Origin of the sequence: Streptomyces sp. 2-1 (assembly GCF_048564895.1) — a bacterium.
Taxonomy (GTDB): Bacteria; Actinomycetota; Actinomycetes; order Streptomycetales; family Streptomycetaceae; genus Streptomyces; species Streptomyces phaeochromogenes.
This window is the reverse complement of sequence record NZ_CP183383.1, coordinates 3,598,309-3,614,390: the sequence shown is the minus strand read 5'-3', so window position 1 is coordinate 3,614,390 and position 16,082 is coordinate 3,598,309. Positions and strand designations below refer to the sequence as shown.

Genomic DNA, 16,082 nt, shown 5'->3' with positions numbered 1-16,082 from the left:
CCACCCGGTGCCCTACAGCAGCCTGCGCGACTGGGCCGGCAGCCACCTGCATTGGCCGATACGCCACCGCCGACCGATGCAGCGGTGTCCGTCCGCACCGTCGTCGGCTGGAGCACCCGCCCCCCGGGACATTCTCACCGAGGACGAAAGGCAGAAGCTCAAGGCGGTACTCGACGCCTGCCCGGAGCTGGAGCAACCTGGGCCTCCCCCGTGGAGGTTCCCTGCCGCCGGACCGACCGTGCCCCCGCCCGTCACGCATCCCGCCCGTTTCCCGGTGTACGTGTCGGCCGCCCTCCGGCGTCGACCCGGATGATTCGCCGCTCGGCCAATCCGCCGCTCGACCTGCTCCGGATTACCCGCGAGCCCCTGATCACGAGGGGCGGTATGCGAGGAGGAGCGATGGAACGGCCGCCGAGAGATGCCCCGCCCGGTCCGGAGCACACGGCACGCCACGGGCGGCGGACGGCCGTGGTGGGCGCCGGAGTGTCCGGGCTGACCGCCGCGTATGTCCTGGGCCGTGCCGGTCACGTCACCCTGTACGAAGCCGACGACCGGCTCGGTGGACACGCGCACACCCACGAGCTGACGTCGCCGCACGACGGGCGGGTGCACCGCGTCGACTCCGGGTTCATCGTGCACAACCGGCGCACCTACCCGCATCTGTTGCGGCTGTTCGACGAACTCGGCGTGCCCACGCAGGAGTCGGAGATGAGCATGTCGGTCCGGTGTGAGGGGTGCGGCCTGGAGTACGCCGGAGCCCGCGGGATGGCCGGCCTGTTCGCTCAGCCCCGGAACCTCGTGCGCGGTTCCTATCTGCGGCTGCTCGCCGAGGTACCCGTCTTCTACCGGGGAGCCAGGCGGCTGCTGGCCCGCGGTGGCGAGAAGGCGCTCACGCTGGGGGACTTCCTGGCGCGCGGCGGCTTCTCCGACTACTTCCGCGCCCACTTCGTGACGCCGCTGGTGTCGGCCGTGTGGTCCTGCGACGCCGTCACCGCCCAGCGCTACCCGGCCGCCTACCTGTTCCGCTTCATGGAGCACCACGGGATGCTGTCGGTGAGCGGCTCACCGGTGTGGCGCACGGTCACCGGCGGTTCGGGCGCGTACGTCGACCGGATCGCCAAGCAGATCGGCGAGGTACGCACCGGCACGCCTGTGCGGGCCGTACGCCGCCATGCCGACGGCGCCGACGTGACGGCCCGGGACGGCACCACCGAGTCGTACGACGCGGTGGTGATCGCGGTCCACCCGGACCAGGCCCTGCGCCTGCTGGCCGACGCAACCACGCGGGAGCGGGAGGTGCTGGGCGCGTTCCGCTACTCGCGCAACACGACCCTCCTGCACACCGATACCCGGCTGCTGCCGAGCGCCCCTGGCGCCCGCGCCTCCTGGAACTACCTGATGCCGACGTGCGCGGCCGGTTCCGAGCAGGTGCGTGTCAGTTACGACATGAACCGCCTGCAACGCCTGGACGCCACCGAGGCGTTCGTGGTCACTCTCGGCGGCAAGGACCGCGTCGACCCGGGCCGGGTGCTGGCCCGCATGGTCTACGAACACCCGGTCTACACCCCCGAGTCGGTGGCCGCGCAGCAGCTTCTGCCCGAACTGGCGAGTGGCGTCTGCGCGTTCGCGGGCGCGTATCACGGCTGGGGGTTCCACGAGGACGGCTGCCGCTCCGGCGTCGCGGCCGCCGCGGCGCTGGGAGTGCGCTGGTGAACGCCGCACCCGCCCTCTATTCCTGTGCGATCACCCACGTGCGGACCACGCCCCGGCAGTACTCGCTGCGCCACCGCACATACATGTGGCTCATCGACCCCGACCGTCCGCCCCGACTGCCGCTCCTGCTCCGACCGTTGGCCCGGTTCGACCCGCGCGACCACTTCACCGGCGAGGCGCCCTCGATCCGAGCCGGCCTGGACACCCTCCTGGCCGCGCACGGCGTGGACCTGGACGGCGGCCGGGTGGTGATGCTCACCCACGCGCGAGTGTTCGGATACGTCTTCAACCCGCTCACCCTGTACTGGTGTTACGGCCCCGACGGGGAACCGCGCTGCGTGGTCGCGGAGGTGCACAACACGTACGGCGGCCGGCACTCCTACCTGCTGCGCCCCGACGCGTCCGGGACCGCGCGCACCGAGAAGGAGTTCTACGTCTCGCCGTTCTTCCCCGTCGACGGCCGTTACCGCATGCGGCTGCCGGTGCCCGGACCCCGGCTCGACCTGACCGTGCACCTGGACCGCCAGGGCGGCCGGGCCTTCACCGCGACCGTGCACGGCACCCGGCGCCGGCCGAGCCCGGCTTCCCTGCTGCGGCTGGCGCTGCGGCACCCCTGGTCCACCCTCACGGTGTCGGCCGCGATCCGAATCCACGGCATACGCCTCTACCTGCGAGGACTGCCCGTCCAGCCCCGCCCCGAACACCGCACCTCGGAGAAAGCAACATGAGGACAGCAGAGCCCGGGACCACCCCCGACAGGCCCTCCGCCCCCGACGAACACGCCGCTCCCCGCGTGCACACTGCCACCGTCGACGCCGCCGACCGGCCCGACGTCCCCGCCGTACCGACCGCCTCACGGCTCCGTACCGCCGTGACCGCCGCCCTCGTGCGGCGGGCCCTCGACCGGCTGCCCCTGCGGGTCCGGTTCGCCGGTTCCGAGGACATCGGGCTGGGCGGGCCGCTGATCGACGTCCGCGACCCGGCCGCCTTCCACGCCCGCATCGGTACCCACGGCCTGGTCGGGTTCGGCGAGTCCTACATGGCCGGCGAGTGGGACGCTCCCGACCTGGTGGCCGCCCTCACCGTGCTCGCCGGGCACGCCGCCGACCTGATCCCGGCCCCGCTGCAACGGCTGCGCGGCCTGTGGGCACCGCGCCACCCGCACGACGAGCGCAACACCCCCGACGGCTCCCGCGCCAACATCAGCCGCCACTACGACCTGTCCAACGACCTGTTCGCCCTCTTCCTCGACGACACCCTCACCTACTCCTCCGCCGTCTTCCGGGGCTTCCCCGCGAGCCGGGACCGGCTCGCCGCGGCACAGCACCGCAAGATCGACCGGCTGCTCGACCTAGCCGACGTGGGCGAGGGCACCCGGCTGTTGGAGATCGGCACCGGATGGGGCGAACTCGCCCTGCGGGCCGCCGCGAGGGGCGCCCGCGTCACCTCGCTCACCCTCTCCCGGGAACAGCGGGACCTGGCACGTCAGCGGGTGCGCGCGGCCGGCCTCGACGAGCGGGTCTCCGTCGAGCTCTGCGACTACCGCGAGGCCCGCGGGAAATACGACGCCGTGGTCAGTGTGGAGATGATCGAGGCGGTCGGCGCGGAGTTCTGGCCGGTGTACTTCCGCGCCCTGGACGAGCGGCTGGACCCGGGCGGCCGGATGGCACTCCAGGCCATCACCATGCCGCACGACCGGATGCTCGCCTCCCGCGACACCTTCACCTGGATCCACAAGTACGTCTTCCCCGGCGGCCTCATCCCGTCCACCGAGGCGATCGAGGAGACCGCCCGAGCCGACACCGGGCTGCGCCTGGCCCGCCGCGACGCCTTCGGCGCCCATTACGCCGAGACCCTGCGCCTGTGGCGCGAGCGGTTCACCGAACGGGCCGACGAGGTCGAGGCGCTCGGCTTCGACGACGTCTTCCGCAGGCTGTGGACCTTCTATCTCGCCTACTCCGAGGCCGGGTTCCGGTCCGGCTACCTCGACGTACAGCAGTACCTCTTCACCAAGCAGAACCCTGCCGGGGGAGTGGGCCGACCGTGAACGGCTTCCCGTGGAGCGCGTTCGTGCCCAACCTCGTCTGGGCCGCCGCCGCGGCGTTCACGGTCATGCTCGCCACGTTCGCCGTCGCGGTGCGCGCGGGCGTGCACCGGATCGTGGACGTCGCCTGGGGGATCGGCTTCACGGCGGTGGCCGGCGTGACCTTCGCCCTCTCCACCGGTGAGGGCGATCTCGTACGACGGCTGCTGGTGACCTCGCTGACGGCGGTCTGGGGTCTGCGCCTGGCGGTACACATCGGCCGCCGGGGCCGGGGCCACGCCGAGGACCCGCGCTACGAGGCGATGCTGGCCAAGGCACCCGGCAGCCGGAACGCGTACGCGCTGCGCATGGTCTACCTCCTCCAGGGCGCGCTGGTCTGGCTGGTGTCCCTGCCCGTGCAGGCCGCGCAGTACGTGCCCGGCCCACCGTCCGCCCTCGCCTGGGCCGGTACGGCGCTGTGGGCGGTCGGGATCGGCTTCGAGGCGGTCGGGGACGCCCAACTGGCCCGGTTCCGGGCCGATCCCGCCAACCGGGGCCGGATCATGGACCGGGGGCTGTGGGCCTGGACCCGGCACCCCAACTACTTCGGGGACTTCTGCGTGTGGTGGGGCCTGTTCCTGCTTGCCTGCGATTCCCTGGGCGCCGCCGCCGTGTCCGTCGTGTCCCCGGTGGTGATGAGCCTGCTGCTGACCCGGGGCAGCGGGCAGCGGCTGCTGGAACGGCACATGGCCGACCGGCCCGGGTATGCCGAGTACCGGGCCCGCACCAGCGGGTTCTTGCCCCGCCCGCCTCGACCGAGGGGGCCGGGGCAGGCGTGACGGACCGGACCGGGGAGGATACGGCTGCCCGAGGACCACAGCACCATCCGCGCGGGTGCGTGCACGCAGACATGAGGAGCGCCTCATCGAGCCACAGGAGCACACCGGACACGTTCCGTTGACGGTGCGACGGCATCCGTCGCGCCCGAGGGCGGCCGTCCTGGTGCTGCACGGCGGCCGGGCGACGAGCGAGCGCTCCGCGCGGCCCTGGCAGCTCGCCGCGTTGCGCATGGACCCTGTCGTGCGCGCGGTGACCACCGCCCTGCCGCACCAGGACGTCCTGGTCGCCCAGGTCCGCTACCGCCTCCGCGGCTGGAACGGCGAACGAGCCGACCCTGCACGGGACACCCTGCGGGCGCTGGACGGCCTCGCCGAACTCGCCGGCCGCGTGCCGACCGTACTGCTCGGCCACTCCATGGGCGGCCGGGCGGCCCTGCACGCCGCCGGTCACCCGCTGGTGCACGGTGTGGTCGCCCTCGCGCCGTGGTGGCCGCCGGGCGAGCCGGTGGAGCAGACGGCGGACCGGCACGTCGTCGTCCTGCACGGCGAACGGGACCGCGTGACCTCGCCCACCGAGTCGGCCGCCGGCGTGCGCCGGGCACGGGACAAGGCGGCGCTGGCGGGGATGGCGGTCATCGCCGACGGCGACCACGCGATGCTGCGCCGCCACCGCTTCTGGCATGACACCACCGGCGCCGTCGTCGCCCACCTGCTCGACCCGTCCGGCGCACTCGACCCGCTGCCCGAGGCGTGCTACGGCACAGGGACCTTCCCCGTGCTCTGACCGGTCTCGCAGGCACGGACGTCCGCACCCTTGGCGAGTTCCGCGGCGAACTGCGCGCCGCTCAGCAGCGCGAGGTTCGACAGCCACAGCCAGATCAGGAAGACGACGATGCCGGAGAGCGAGCCGTACAGCCTGCTGTAGGCGCCGAGAGTCGAGGCGTACGACGAGAATCCCGCGGAGACGGTCAGCCACAGCGCGGCGGCCAGTGCGCCGCCGGGCAGGCTGTGCCCGCGCCGACGTGCTGCGGTCGGGCCGGTGTGGAAGACGACCACGACCAGCAGGGCGACCAGACACAGCAGCACCGGCCAGCGCAGCAGGCTCCACGCCCAGGCGGCGGTGGTGTCCACGCCGAGGGTCCGGCCGACGGCCTCCGCGAGCGGGCCGGTCAGCAGCAGGGTGAGCGAGCCGACGAGGAGCAGGCCGAGCAGCGCGAGCGCGGTCAGCACGATGCGGGGCGCTTTGCGCCAGGGCGAACGCCGGTCCTCGACACGGTGCATGAGGTGCAGGGCGCGGCGGAAGACGGCGAGATAACTGGAGGCCGACCACAGAGCGCTGGCCGCACCCGCCACGAGCAGGGGCCAGGCCGTCCCGTCCGTGCCCAGCGCGCGCGTCAGGACGGCGTGCAGCTCGGCACCGGACTGGGCCGGGGCGTACGCGGTGACGTGGGTGACGAACTCCTCGGCCGTGTCCGGGCTGATCATGCCGAACGCCAGGACGGTGGCCAGCATCGCGGGGAGCACGGCCAGGATCGCGTAGTACGTCAGTGCCGCCGCGTAGTCCGTGATGTCGTCGTTCCACAGGGACGCCGGTGTGCGCCGCAGTGCGGGCCACCAGGTGGTCGGCAGCCGTGGCCACTGCGGCCGCCCGGGCCGACGTGCCGGGCGGACCCCGCCGGGCACGTCGGTGTACGGCTCAGCGGACATGGCGTGTTCGGTGTGGGGCGGCACTCAGGCGGACCCGTGTACGGGCCGTGTACGGCGTCGCCGCCCTGTCGGCCTCTGCCGCCGCCGTACGGAGAGCGGGCAGGACGGCGTCCGGGGGTGTGTCCGGTTCCAGCCAGACGCGCAGACGCACCTCCAGCCGCTGTCGGCGACGGGGAAGTACCCGGGCGCGGCTGTGGGCGATGCCGGGGAGGGTCGCCACGCGTGTGGCCAGCGCCTCGGCCAGGGCCTGAGGGCGCACTGTGCAGCCGGGAGAGGGCAGGGCGAGTCGCCGGGCTCGGCCCGAACGCAACTGCCCGAGGGACCAGAGCGCGAACAGCACGGCGAGGCCGATCGACGCGGTCACGACGGTGGGCGTCCACCAGCCCTCGCCGCGCAACTGCGCGAGCCGGTCCCCGTCCAGAAGGACGGTGCCCGTACCGGCGGTGGGCCACCACGTCGGCAACCGGTCCGCGAAGGCGGGGTCCGCGGCGGTGAGCCATGAGCCCGCCAGGAAGAGCGAGAGTCCTACGGCGCCGAGGACGGTCCGGTTGACGGCGGTACGGGTGCGGGCCATCACCGGTCACCTCCCGGGGCGGATGCGAGGGCGGAGGCGGGTGTGGATCGCCCGTCACCGTCTCCCGGTGTCGCCCCGCTCGCGTCCGCCGTCGGGGCGGGCGGCTGCCAGACCGGTTCCGGAGCCACGACCACCCGCAACCGGGGGTCGCGGCGCAGATGGCAGGCGGTCACGGCGGCTCGGGCGGCGGCCGTGGCGGCGGCGTGGGCGCCTGCCCGGTCGCCGAAGGCGAGCCCGGCCCGCACGGTGACCCGTCGGCGTCGTACCCGAACTCGTACCGCTCCGATGCCCTCCACGTCTCCCACGGCGTCGCGGACCAGGGACTGAACCGCCGAACGGTCCACTGCCGCGTCGACGTGATACGCCGAGGTGCGGACGGTGGACTGGTGACGGCGGCCGGGGGTGAGGGCGAGGACGACCATCCAGACGCCGACCAGGGCCGTCAGCCCGCCCGCGACGAGGACGGCCGGGTCGCCGGGCCCGTGCCCGGCCAGCCAGTGCACGGCGGAGGTGCGCCAGGCCGCGGCCGGCAGGTGCGCGGTGTGCACCTGAACCACGTCGAGGGCGAGCGCACCGCAGCCCAGGGCGGCCACCGAGGTGAGGACGGCGACCGGGACACGGCGCTGGGACCACCAGCGCCGGGGAGCGCTCTTCGGGACGGCGTCCTCGGCCGGGGACACCAGGGGCTGGGCAGACGTCGGCGCGGCAAGCGCGATGACGCTGATGCGCGCGGCCGATACCTCCAGCCCCGTCAGCTCCCGGGTGCGCTCCACCACATGCCGCTGAACCTCCCGCACGGTGTCGGCCAGTGGAGCCGGATAAGGCAGCGTCACCCCGAGGGACACCTCCGCCCTCCTGCCGCGCACGGACGTCGCGGCCCGGGCCGTGCGGGTACCGCCCGGTGCGGGCAGTGCTTCGGTGGTGGCCCGCTCGGCGATCCGGCGCACCGCCCGCTCCGAGACGGTGGTGGTGCCCCGCTGAGCGGCGGCGGTCATCGACGGCTCCGCTCGAACGCGTCCCGTACGTCCTGGACGCTGCCGCCGCGCTCGGCCCACCGGCCCACCACCCAGCCCAGGCCGCCGAGAGCGGCCACGAGCAGGAACGCGCCGAACCCGCCGAAGTACCCGGCGAACGCCAGGGCCATGCCGGCGACCATCCCCATGAACGGTGTACTCATGCCCATCCACCTCTCACCCGATCCACTCCTGACGGTGCCCCTGACCGGGTGCTCTACTCCACGCGGGCTTCGGCCGTGGTCCCGGGCTCGTCCTCGTCGGGCAGGTGGACGTCGTTGACCGTGACGTTCACCTCGACGACCTCAAGCCCGGTGATGCGCTCCACGGCGGAGATGACGTTCTCCCGTACGTCCTGGGCGACGTCCATGACGGACACCCCGTACTCGACGACCAGGTCGAGGTCGATGGCCGTCTGCCGCTCGCCCACCTCGACCTTCACTCCCCGCCCCACGTTGGGGCGGCCGCCGGGCACGCGGTCGCGTACGGCGCCGATGGTGCGCGAGAGGCCGCCGCCCATGTCGTACACGCCGGGGATCTCCCGGGCGGCGATGCCCGCCACCTTCACGACGACGACGTCGGCGATCGACGTCCGGCCCCGGTTCGCGGCCGGCTGGTCGGCTCCCGCCGTGCCGCCGGACACGGCCGTCGTGGCCTGGGCCTGGGGCGACCTGACGGTCTGCGGGGTGGAAAGTTCCTTGGCGACTGGTGCGGTCTGCGTGGTCATGGCATGTCCCTTTCCGACTTGTCCTGCCTCGTTGCCGATGTGCTCTCACTCCTTCAGACCCGGCCCGGCCGCGTCTGTGACGCGGGTACCCGGAAAGACCTCGGGGCGCCACCGAAGTGGCGCCCCGAGGTCGACGGTCCGTCAGCTGGTGGGCATGAGGACGGTGTCGATGATGTAGACGTTGGCGTTGGCGGTCTTGACGTTGCCGCAGACCACCTTGGCGGAGTCGTTGACGGTGTAGGACTCGCCCGAGCCGGAGGTGGTGAGCTTCGACTTCTCCAGCGTGTCGAAGGAGCCGTTCTCCAGGTCCTTCGGTGCCAGCTTCTGGCCCACCACGTGGTAGGTGAGGATCTTCGTCAGCTGGGCCTTGTCGTTGAGGACCTTGTCCAGGGTCGCCTTGGGGATCTTCGCGAAGGCGTCGTTGGTCGGCGCGAACACGGTGATGTTCCGGGCGTTGTTGAGGGTGTCGACGAGCCCGGCCTTCTTCACCGCCGTGACCAGCGTGGACAGGGCGGGGTTGTTGGACGCGGCGGTGGCCACCGGGTCCTGTGCCATGCCGTCGAAGGAGCCGGCGCCGTCCTTCGGGACCGCGGAACAGGCCGTACCGAAGGGCTGGTCGGTCGTGGAGGCATCGCCGGAGCTGCCCATGCCGTCGTCGGCCGCCGGGGCCGACGCCTTGGTGGAGGAGTCCGACTTGGCGGAGTCGCCGCTGTCGTCCGAGCAGGCGCTCAGGGTCAGCGGGAGCACTGCGGCGGCGGCCACGGTCATGGCGGCACGGCGGATACGGGTGTTCATGATGATTCTCCTGTTGGTCGGCGCGGCAGTGGCCGCGCTCGTACGGGGGTGGGAAAAGTGGCTCGGTGTGTCACTCGGCGGTGACGACGACGGAGTGCCATCCACTGGCGCCGTCGGGGACGGTCCGCGTGCGCTTCTCGGTCTGCACCCGGCCGTCGCGGTCGGTGGCGCGCACGGTGAGGGTGTGACCGCCCTTGGCGGCCCGCCAGGCGAAGGACCACTGGCGCCAGGTGTCGCGCGAGTCCTCCGCTGCCAGCCGGGTCTCGGCCCAGGGGCCGTCGTCGACGCGGATCTCGACCTTGTCGATGCCGCGATGCTGGGCCCAGGCGACCCCGGCGACCATGACCGTGCCGGCCTTCGGGCGGGCGAACGGCTTGGGGGTGTCGATGCGGGACTGGGTCTTGATCGGTGCTTTGCGGGCCCAGTCGCGCTTGACCCAGTACGGGTCGTAGCTGTCGAACGTCGTGAGCTCGATGTCCTTGATCCACTTGCAGGCGGAGACGTAGCCGTAGAGGCCGGGCACGACCATGCGGACGGGGAAGCCGTGTTCGAAGGGCAGCGGTTCGCCGTTCATGCCCAGGGCGAGGAGGGCGTCGCGGCCGTCCATCAGGTCCTCGACCGGGCTGCCGATCGTCATGCCGTCCACCGAGCGGGCCACCAACTGGTCCGCCGGGCCTCCTTTCGAGGGCGGCTTCACCCCGCACTCGGCCAGCAGGTCCACCAGTCGTACGCCGATCCAGCGGGCGTTGCCGACGTACGGGCCGCCGACCTCGTTCGACACGCAGGTGAGCGTGATGTCGCGCTCGATCAGCTCGCGCCGCATCAGGTCGTCGAAGGTGAGGGTGACCGGCCGGGTGACACCCTCGCCGTGGATGCGCAGCCGCCATGCGGTCGCGTCGACCTTGGGCACCACCAGGGCGGTGTCGACGCGGTAGAAGTCACCGTTGGGTGTGACGAAGGGACTGACCCCGGGGAGCCGAAGCCGGGCACCCTTGGGTACGGCCCGGGCAGGGGAGCCGGGCGCGGGCAGCACCAGGTTCCTGCGGGAGGCGACCGCGTCCCGGCCGCTCGAACCGCTCAAGGAGCGGCCGAGCAGCCCGGCGCCGGCGGACGCGACAGCCGCAGCGCTCGCCGCGATCACGAAGCCGCGGCGGTCCCATCCCTCGTTGGACGCCGGTGCGCCGGGCGCGGGTTTCGGGGGTGTGAGGCGGCCCACCAGGACGTACAGCAGTACGGCTCCGGCGGCGGCGCCGGCCACGGACGGCAGCGCGTCGGCGACACCGGTCGAGTCGGGCCTGCCGGTCGCGGCGACCGCGCCGACGGCTCCGAACAGCAGCACGCCGGCCGCCCCGGTCCGCCGGAACCGCAGCGCGGCAATTCCCAGCGCCAGCGCGAAAAGCGCCAGTACCGCGAGAATTCCCAGCTGCAGAACCAGTTTGTCGTCGCTGCCGAAATTGCGGATCGCCCAGTCCTTCACCGCGGCGGGCGTACGGTCGATCGCCGCGCCGCCGACCGCGACAAGCGGACCGGCCTGCGGACGCACTCCGCCCGCCACCAGCTCGGCGACCGCGAGTGCCGCGAAACCCGTCAACGCACCGCTGAGCGCGCCCAGCAGCGGTCGGGCCGGGCCGCCGCGGCGACATCCGCTCCGTGGTTCCTGCTCGTTCTCGGTCACGGGGGGAATCCGGCTCCGAAAGCCGCGCGGATTGGTCGCTCCCACGATCGGATGAATTTCCTTTTCCGACCAATCCGCGCCCGCTTCGGCTACGGATCGCGAATCAAAGAGGTATCCAAAAGGGCCCCTTGTCGTCTGGCCGTCGAGCGGCAACGCATTGTGCCGACGCGCACCGGAGCCTTCCTGCCCGTGCCGGCCCCGCCCCGCATCCGTACGGTGCCCGTTTCCCGAAGTTCTCCGTAACGGGGACGGTTCCACGGTGTCCAACCTTCAGAACACCGGACGAGAGGAGTCGCGCAGTGGCGGGGGCCCGCACACAGAGCGAACCACCGGACACCCGCGCCGACACGACGGCCCCGGACGACGTCCTGCTGGTCGTCCGTGCCGCGGAAGGGGACGAGGACGCCTTCGCCGTGCTCGTGCAGAGCCACGCGGCGGCGCTGATCCGCCTCGCCACCAGTCTGCTCGGGACCGGCGCCGAGGCGGAGGACGCCGTACAGGACGCCTTCCTCAGCGCCTGGCGGCGGCTGCCGGAGTTCCAGGGGCGCTCCTCCTTCGGCACCTGGATGTACCGGATCGTCACCAACCGCTGTCTGAACGTGCTGCGGGCCCGCAAGCCCGTGGCACCGCTGGAGGCGGCCGGTGACGTGCCCGCGGCCGAGTACACCAGCTCCCCGGCCCGGATCACCGAGGGCCGCGACGCCGTCCGCGAACTGCGGGAAGCCCTCGACCTGCTCTCGGCCGAACAACGGGCCTGCTGGGTACTGCGGGAACTGGACGGCCGGTCCTACGAGTTCGTCGCGGACGCGGTCGGTATCAGCCAGGAGGCCGTCCGCGCCCGTGTCTTCCGAGCACGTCGTTGTCTCACACAAGCACTGGGGGCCTGGCGATGACCGACCGCACCGACCCGTCGAACAGCGCGTTCACCCACGCTGACGACGACGAACTCCTGCCGTGCGGACGGCTGGTGTCGCGGACCTGGGACGACTGGGAACAGCAGACCGACGACGCACACCTGCGGTCGTGCCCGCACTGCCGGGACGCAGTGCGGGGACTGGACGACCTGGAGTCCGTGGTGCGCGGCCTGCGAGCGGAATCGGCGGACACCTCCGCCTACGACGCCGAGCCGCTGACCCGGCGGATCATGGACGTCGTACGCCTCGAACTGCGACCGGGCCGTCCCCTGCCCCTCGGCGAACCCGCCGAGGATCTGTGGATCATGGAGGCCGTCGCGGCCCGCACGCTGCGCGCGGCGGCCGAGACGGTCGCGGGCGTCCGGACGGGTTCCTGCCGCCTTGTCGACGCCCGCGCCGACGGCACCGGCGATTCCGTCGCGGTCCGCCTGGACATCCACGCTCCGGTCGGTGTCCCCCTACCGGAACTCACCGACCGGGTACGCGCCCGGGTGCGGGAGGCCGCGGACCGCGAACTGGGCATGGTCCTGGCGTCCGTGGACATCCGTGTCACCGACCTCGTCGCCGGCACGGCCGACGACGGCCAGGAAGGTCGTACGCCATGACCGCGCACCACGAGATCACCGCGCACGCGAAGCTCGTCGAGGAAGTCGCCACGGCTGTTCAGGGCGTGTCGGGAGTGGCCTTCCTCAGACCGGGTCTGGCCGACCGGCTGCGCTCCGCGCCGTCACGGCCCACGTCAGGCACCGGCGGGGCACCTTCCGGAGTGCGCATGACCCGGCCGGACGGCGAGGGCCCGTGGCACGTCGAGATCCACGTCGTCGCACTTCGGCACGCCAGGACCCTGGACGTGGCCCGCGTCGTCCGGCGCACCGTCGAGCGCCGCCTGGACTCCCTGGTGCCCGCGCACCCGGCGCCCAGGGTCACCGTGACGGTCACGGGCCTCGTCTGACGCCGGATCACCGAATCGAGCCCGGCCTCCTCCGGCAGCCGTCCCATCACACGCCGTGCCGGGACGGCCGTGCGGCGGGCTGTACGGCACCCGCCGTCGGCCGGGCCGGGCACCGGTCCGTGAGCCAGACCGCAGTGGGTCCGGCCCACGAACCGATACGGCTCGTCTCCCAGGACGGGACCGTGGACGATCGGGCCTGGCCGTCGCCGGTCGGCCGGTCGGCCGTTCAGCCAGGGAAGGTCATCAGGGCGACCGGTGCGGATGTGGGCTCCTTCGAGCCGCCGCCGGGTTCGACGGTGATGCCCATGCCCGACGCCTTGTCGACGGTGCCCTGCATCAGGACGGTCTGGTCACTGCGGTCGGGGTCCATCAGGCCGGCCGACCGCATGGTCCCGCCGTCGTCGAACCAGAGCTGGTAGACCTTCCCGCCGGGAGGACGGGCCATCCCGGACGCGACGAACACGGCCTTGTCCCGGCTGCGGGAGACGACGACAGTACCGGTCGCGCCGTCGGCCAGCCCGGCGGCCCGGGTTCTGGCGTCCGGCGCGGCCAGTACGGCGGCGACCTCGTCCGCCGCCTGCTCGGTGCGGCGCGCCTGGTCGCGGGCGTCCTCGGCCCGCTGGTGCTGCCACACAGCTGTCCCGCCGAGCGCCGTGGCCGCCGCGAGGCAGGCGGCGAGCGCCCACCTGGACAGCACCCCGGCCCGCAGACGGGCCCGGAGGGGGAGGGCCTGGGCCGGCCGGCCGGGCGTCTCCTGCCGGACCGCGGTGATCCGGCGCAGCACCTGTTCGCGCAGCACCGGGCGGGGCGCCGTGGCGACGGCGAGTCCCAGGCGGGCCGCGGTCGCGCTCAGTTCGGCCGTCTCCTGCGCGCACGCTTCGCAGCCCGGCAGGTGGCGCTCGAACGCGGCACTCTCCTCGTCGGACAGAGCGTGCAGTGCGTAGGCGCCCGTCAGCCGGTGCAGATCGATGGTCGTCACGCCGTCACCCCCAGGCAGTCACGCAGCCGGATGAGCCCGTCGCGCAGTCGGGTCTTGACGGTCCCCAGCGGAACCGCCAGCGCCTCCGCCACCTCGCGGTAGGTCAGCCCCCGGTAGTACGCCAGGGTGACGGACTGGTGCTGGAGCTCGGTCAGCGTGCGCAGACAGCGCCGTACCTGTTCGCGCTCCAGCCGCGCCTCGACGTGCTCGGCCACCTCGTCGTACTCGGGCAGCTGCTCCAGCAGCGCGGCCTTGTGGTCCCGGGCGGCCGCGGCGTCCACCGAGCGCACCCGGTCCACCGCCCTGCGGTGCGCCAGGGTGAGGATCCAGTTGATGGCCGTGCCGACGTCGGGCCGGTAGCGGGGAGAGGTCCGCCACACCTCCACGAGAACCTCCTGCGCCACTTCCTCCGACTGCGCCTGATCACGCAGCACGGCGCGCACCACACCCATCACCGGACTGACCACGGCGTCGTAGACGCCGGCGAACGCGTCCTCGTCACCCAGAGCCACACGGCTCACCAACTCCTGCAAGTCAGGCCCCGCCGAGGGATTTCCACTGATCTGCACTACTTCTTTCACCGAGGGCCTCCACGGTCTGGACATGTCCGGGCGTAATCCGTTCCCGCCGAGACCCCGGATTGGTTGCACCGACGATGAAATCGCAGGTGACGTGCGAGAGCGCGGACGGCACGGCAATGATCACCGGGACTCACCGGCGCGCCAGGAGCCCTGCCGGTTCGGAAGGCTTCGGGCCGTGTCGACGAGCGCGATACGAAAGCGTTCACAGGCTGCCGGGGAGAACCCGTCTGGTGGGTGCAACCGCGGGTGGTGTCCGGTACCGACCTCCCCGGCGTACAGCCCGACTCGTCTGCCTCTGCCCCCCCGGCAGGCTGTGGCCACGACGAGGGGCCCCGGCGTGCTCCGCCCTGAACGTCGGCCGGCCGCACTGTGCCGGCCGGGCGATGGAGATCATCCCTTCCGCATGGGTCAGCCGACGGCAGATCGTCCGGAGTTCCGGTCCGCATTCCCGCGGCCGTGCGAAGTGGTTCAAGGGGCGTGCACAAAGGGCGTGAGTCAAGAATGAGCGCCCCCAAGAGAGCCCCCGCGCTTCCGTGATGGCAAAAGGAATTTCATACTCCGATGTCATCACGCTGCGCAGTCTTTACTGTGGTCGCGGTCGGCAAGTGCAGGCGCCGGCGAGTGAACGGACCTGACCCGGGGGGAAGCGGGAGGGCTGGGCAGGCCGGAAATACCGCTGCGCCGTCAGCACGGTCGTCTCCATCGCCACCGTTTCCGTGTCGCACGCCCAATCGGGTGTCCGACGGAATTGACGGTGACGTGTGTCCCGGCCCTGGCCGGAAAGACCGAAAAAAAATGAGGGGCGGGAATGGATCTCACCAAACAGGAGCGCCGTGCTCAACGCCGATGGGGCGTCATTCCGAAATGGTTCGAACTGCTGGCCATCTGTGCGGCGACCATCGCGGCGGGATTCTTCGGTGGACGGGAAACGGTCATCAGAGCCGACGATCCGAAGCCGGCCGTGACTGTCACCGCGACAGCGACGGTCACGGCGACGCCCGGGCCCAGCACGAACGCGGACGACGAGCCGCGCACCCAGGTCGATCCGTCGGATTCCGGTGGGCCGGAGTCACCCGAGCCCGGTTCCGTCGTCTACCTCGCGGATCGTGACGTGGTCGACGGCGGCGGCGATGCGAGCGCCCAGCCGGTGACCATCCGCGGTAAGCATTTTGCGAAGAGCGTCCGGCTCACGTGCGACAGCGAAGGCGAGAGTGTCGTCTACAGCACCAGCGGATACACGCGGCTGGAGGCGAAGGTGGGCATTCTGGCCGACTCGACCAACGCGATCGGTTCGGTGGGATCGATTCAGGTTGCCAACGCTGCGGGGAATCCGATCGGCGAAGAAGTGTCCATCCAGTCCAGCAGAATCGAAGATCTCTCGGTCGACATCTCCGGGCAGGACCAGGTCAAAATCTCCTGCGTGATGACCAAGTCCGGTGACGAGTCCTCTTCCTACTTCTACAGCGGTTTGGGAAATGCCTCACTTTCCTGATGCTCCCCTGGTCAACGACGAGAAGATCTCGGCGATCGGCCGCTATGTGAGCGCGGAACTGGCCCCTCGGCTCGCGGCCGTGACGCCGCGGGTGAGGG

Annotated in this window: 18 protein-coding genes; 9 read left to right on the top strand and 9 right to left on the bottom strand. The window is 72.1% G+C overall.

Going from position 1 to position 16,082, the window contains the following annotated elements:
• The first annotated feature begins 399 nt into the window (after positions 1–399).
• The 5 genes from ACN20J_RS15985 (at position 400) to ACN20J_RS15965 (ending at position 5,359) form a co-directional block, all read left to right on the top strand.
• Positions 400–1,713, top strand: a complete 1,314-nt coding sequence (locus tag ACN20J_RS15985; protein WP_189838157.1) for an NAD(P)/FAD-dependent oxidoreductase — start codon at positions 400–402, stop codon at positions 1,711–1,713.
• On the top strand, positions 1,710–2,441 hold the full coding sequence (locus tag ACN20J_RS15980) for a DUF1365 domain-containing protein (RefSeq protein ID WP_419666140.1): 732 nt from the start codon (positions 1,710–1,712) through the stop codon (positions 2,439–2,441). Before ACN20J_RS15985 ends, ACN20J_RS15980 begins: the two co-directional genes overlap by 4 nt.
• On the top strand, positions 2,438–3,760 hold the full coding sequence (locus ACN20J_RS15975) for a class I SAM-dependent methyltransferase (RefSeq protein ID WP_419666139.1): 1,323 nt from the start codon (positions 2,438–2,440) through the stop codon (positions 3,758–3,760). The genes ACN20J_RS15980 and ACN20J_RS15975 overlap by 4 nt, the downstream gene beginning before the upstream one ends.
• Positions 3,757–4,575 carry a DUF1295 domain-containing protein gene (locus tag ACN20J_RS15970; RefSeq protein WP_419666138.1) on the top strand — a complete coding sequence of 273 codons (819 nt, stop codon included), beginning with the start codon at positions 3,757–3,759 and terminating at the stop codon, positions 4,573–4,575. The genes ACN20J_RS15975 and ACN20J_RS15970 overlap by 4 nt, the downstream gene beginning before the upstream one ends.
• Positions 4,576–4,693: 118 nt before the next feature.
• Positions 4,694–5,359: an alpha/beta fold hydrolase gene (locus ACN20J_RS15965; RefSeq protein WP_419668888.1), complete on the top strand. Its 666-nt coding sequence runs from the start codon at positions 4,694–4,696 to the stop codon at positions 5,357–5,359.
• On the opposite strand, the gene ACN20J_RS15960 is transcribed toward ACN20J_RS15965, so the two are convergent.
• The 7 genes from ACN20J_RS15960 to ACN20J_RS15930 all read right to left on the bottom strand — a co-directional run bounded on the left by ACN20J_RS15960 (position 5,329) and on the right by ACN20J_RS15930 (position 11,006).
• On the bottom strand, positions 5,329–6,282 hold the full coding sequence (locus ACN20J_RS15960; protein WP_419666137.1) for a YihY/virulence factor BrkB family protein: 954 nt from the start codon (positions 6,280–6,282) through the stop codon (positions 5,329–5,331). The two genes, ACN20J_RS15965 and ACN20J_RS15960, sit on opposite strands and share 31 nt — an antisense overlap.
• On the bottom strand, positions 6,272–6,856 hold the full coding sequence (locus ACN20J_RS15955) for a hypothetical protein (RefSeq protein ID WP_419666136.1): 585 nt from the start codon (positions 6,854–6,856) through the stop codon (positions 6,272–6,274). Before ACN20J_RS15955 ends, ACN20J_RS15960 begins: the two co-directional genes overlap by 11 nt.
• Complete coding sequence (locus tag ACN20J_RS15950) at positions 6,856–7,851, bottom strand: DUF6286 domain-containing Asp23/Gls24 family envelope stress response protein (RefSeq protein ID WP_419666135.1); 996 nt, start codon at positions 7,849–7,851, stop codon at positions 6,856–6,858. Before ACN20J_RS15950 ends, ACN20J_RS15955 begins: the two co-directional genes overlap by 1 nt.
• Positions 7,848–8,033: a hypothetical protein gene (locus tag ACN20J_RS15945; protein WP_189838538.1), complete on the bottom strand. Its 186-nt coding sequence runs from the start codon at positions 8,031–8,033 to the stop codon at positions 7,848–7,850. Before ACN20J_RS15945 ends, ACN20J_RS15950 begins: the two co-directional genes overlap by 4 nt.
• A gap of 53 nt (positions 8,034–8,086) precedes the next feature.
• On the bottom strand, positions 8,087–8,596 hold the full coding sequence (locus tag ACN20J_RS15940; RefSeq protein ID WP_189838164.1) for an Asp23/Gls24 family envelope stress response protein: 510 nt from the start codon (positions 8,594–8,596) through the stop codon (positions 8,087–8,089).
• Between the two features lie 141 nt (positions 8,597–8,737).
• A complete protein-coding gene (locus tag ACN20J_RS15935) occupies positions 8,738–9,391 on the bottom strand; it encodes a fasciclin domain-containing protein (RefSeq protein WP_361910856.1) in 654 nt (217 codons plus the stop codon).
• Positions 9,392–9,461: 70 nt separating this feature from the next.
• Positions 9,462–11,006, bottom strand: coding sequence for a molybdopterin-dependent oxidoreductase (locus ACN20J_RS15930; protein ID WP_419668887.1), 1,545 nt, complete (start codon positions 11,004–11,006; stop codon positions 9,462–9,464).
• Positions 11,007–11,365: 359 nt separating this feature from the next.
• Between ACN20J_RS15930 and ACN20J_RS15925 the strand changes: the two genes are divergently transcribed.
• Genes ACN20J_RS15925 through ACN20J_RS15915 form a run of 3 tightly spaced genes read left to right on the top strand, consistent with a single transcriptional unit; the run spans position 11,366 to position 12,932 of the window.
• Entirely contained in the window at positions 11,366–11,959 is a 594-nt protein-coding gene (locus ACN20J_RS15925; RefSeq protein WP_361910859.1) for an RNA polymerase sigma factor, read from the top strand.
• On the top strand, positions 11,956–12,585 hold the full coding sequence (locus tag ACN20J_RS15920; RefSeq protein WP_419666134.1) for an Asp23/Gls24 family envelope stress response protein: 630 nt from the start codon (positions 11,956–11,958) through the stop codon (positions 12,583–12,585). Before ACN20J_RS15925 ends, ACN20J_RS15920 begins: the two co-directional genes overlap by 4 nt.
• Positions 12,582–12,932, top strand: coding sequence for a hypothetical protein (locus tag ACN20J_RS15915; RefSeq protein ID WP_189838169.1), 351 nt, complete (start codon positions 12,582–12,584; stop codon positions 12,930–12,932). Before ACN20J_RS15920 ends, ACN20J_RS15915 begins: the two co-directional genes overlap by 4 nt.
• A gap of 226 nt (positions 12,933–13,158) precedes the next feature.
• Here the strand turns inward: ACN20J_RS15915 and ACN20J_RS15910 are convergent, their stop codons facing one another.
• Positions 13,159–13,911, bottom strand: coding sequence for an anti-sigma factor (locus ACN20J_RS15910; protein ID WP_361910865.1), 753 nt, complete (start codon positions 13,909–13,911; stop codon positions 13,159–13,161).
• Positions 13,908–14,492, bottom strand: a complete 585-nt coding sequence (locus tag ACN20J_RS15905) for a sigma-70 family RNA polymerase sigma factor (RefSeq protein ID WP_189838171.1) — start codon at positions 14,490–14,492, stop codon at positions 13,908–13,910. Before ACN20J_RS15905 ends, ACN20J_RS15910 begins: the two co-directional genes overlap by 4 nt.
• Before the next feature lie 808 nt (positions 14,493–15,300).
• Between ACN20J_RS15905 and ACN20J_RS15900 the strand changes: the two genes are divergently transcribed.
• Positions 15,301–15,984, top strand: a complete 684-nt coding sequence (locus ACN20J_RS15900) for an NPCBM/NEW2 domain-containing protein (protein WP_419666133.1) — start codon at positions 15,301–15,303, stop codon at positions 15,982–15,984.
• Positions 15,985–16,082 lie beyond the last annotated feature (98 nt).

What these genes read in the sequence shown, in the direction of transcription:
- ACN20J_RS15955 (WP_419666136.1), bottom strand. Translation starts at nt 6,856, where the DNA reads ATGGCCCGCACCCGTACCGCCGTCAACCGGACCGTCCTCGGCGCCGTA.
- ACN20J_RS15975 (WP_419666139.1), top strand. Translation starts at nt 2,438, where the DNA reads ATGAGGACAGCAGAGCCCGGGACCACCCCCGACAGGCCCTCCGCCCCC.
- ACN20J_RS15935 (WP_361910856.1), bottom strand. Translation starts at nt 9,391, where the DNA reads ATGAACACCCGTATCCGCCGTGCCGCCATGACCGTGGCCGCCGCCGCA.
- ACN20J_RS15920 (WP_419666134.1), top strand. Translation starts at nt 11,956, where the DNA reads ATGACCGACCGCACCGACCCGTCGAACAGCGCGTTCACCCACGCTGAC.
- ACN20J_RS15945 (WP_189838538.1), bottom strand. Translation starts at nt 8,033, where the DNA reads ATGAGTACACCGTTCATGGGGATGGTCGCCGGCATGGCCCTGGCGTTC.
- ACN20J_RS15960 (WP_419666137.1), bottom strand. Translation starts at nt 6,282, where the DNA reads ATGTCCGCTGAGCCGTACACCGACGTGCCCGGCGGGGTCCGCCCGGCA.
- ACN20J_RS15900 (WP_419666133.1), top strand. Translation starts at nt 15,301, where the DNA reads ATGGATCTCACCAAACAGGAGCGCCGTGCTCAACGCCGATGGGGCGTC.
- ACN20J_RS15915 (WP_189838169.1), top strand. Translation starts at nt 12,582, where the DNA reads ATGACCGCGCACCACGAGATCACCGCGCACGCGAAGCTCGTCGAGGAA.
- ACN20J_RS15950 (WP_419666135.1), bottom strand. Translation starts at nt 7,851, where the DNA reads ATGACCGCCGCCGCTCAGCGGGGCACCACCACCGTCTCGGAGCGGGCG.
- ACN20J_RS15940 (WP_189838164.1), bottom strand. Translation starts at nt 8,596, where the DNA reads ATGACCACGCAGACCGCACCAGTCGCCAAGGAACTTTCCACCCCGCAG.
- ACN20J_RS15985 (WP_189838157.1), top strand. Translation starts at nt 400, where the DNA reads ATGGAACGGCCGCCGAGAGATGCCCCGCCCGGTCCGGAGCACACGGCA.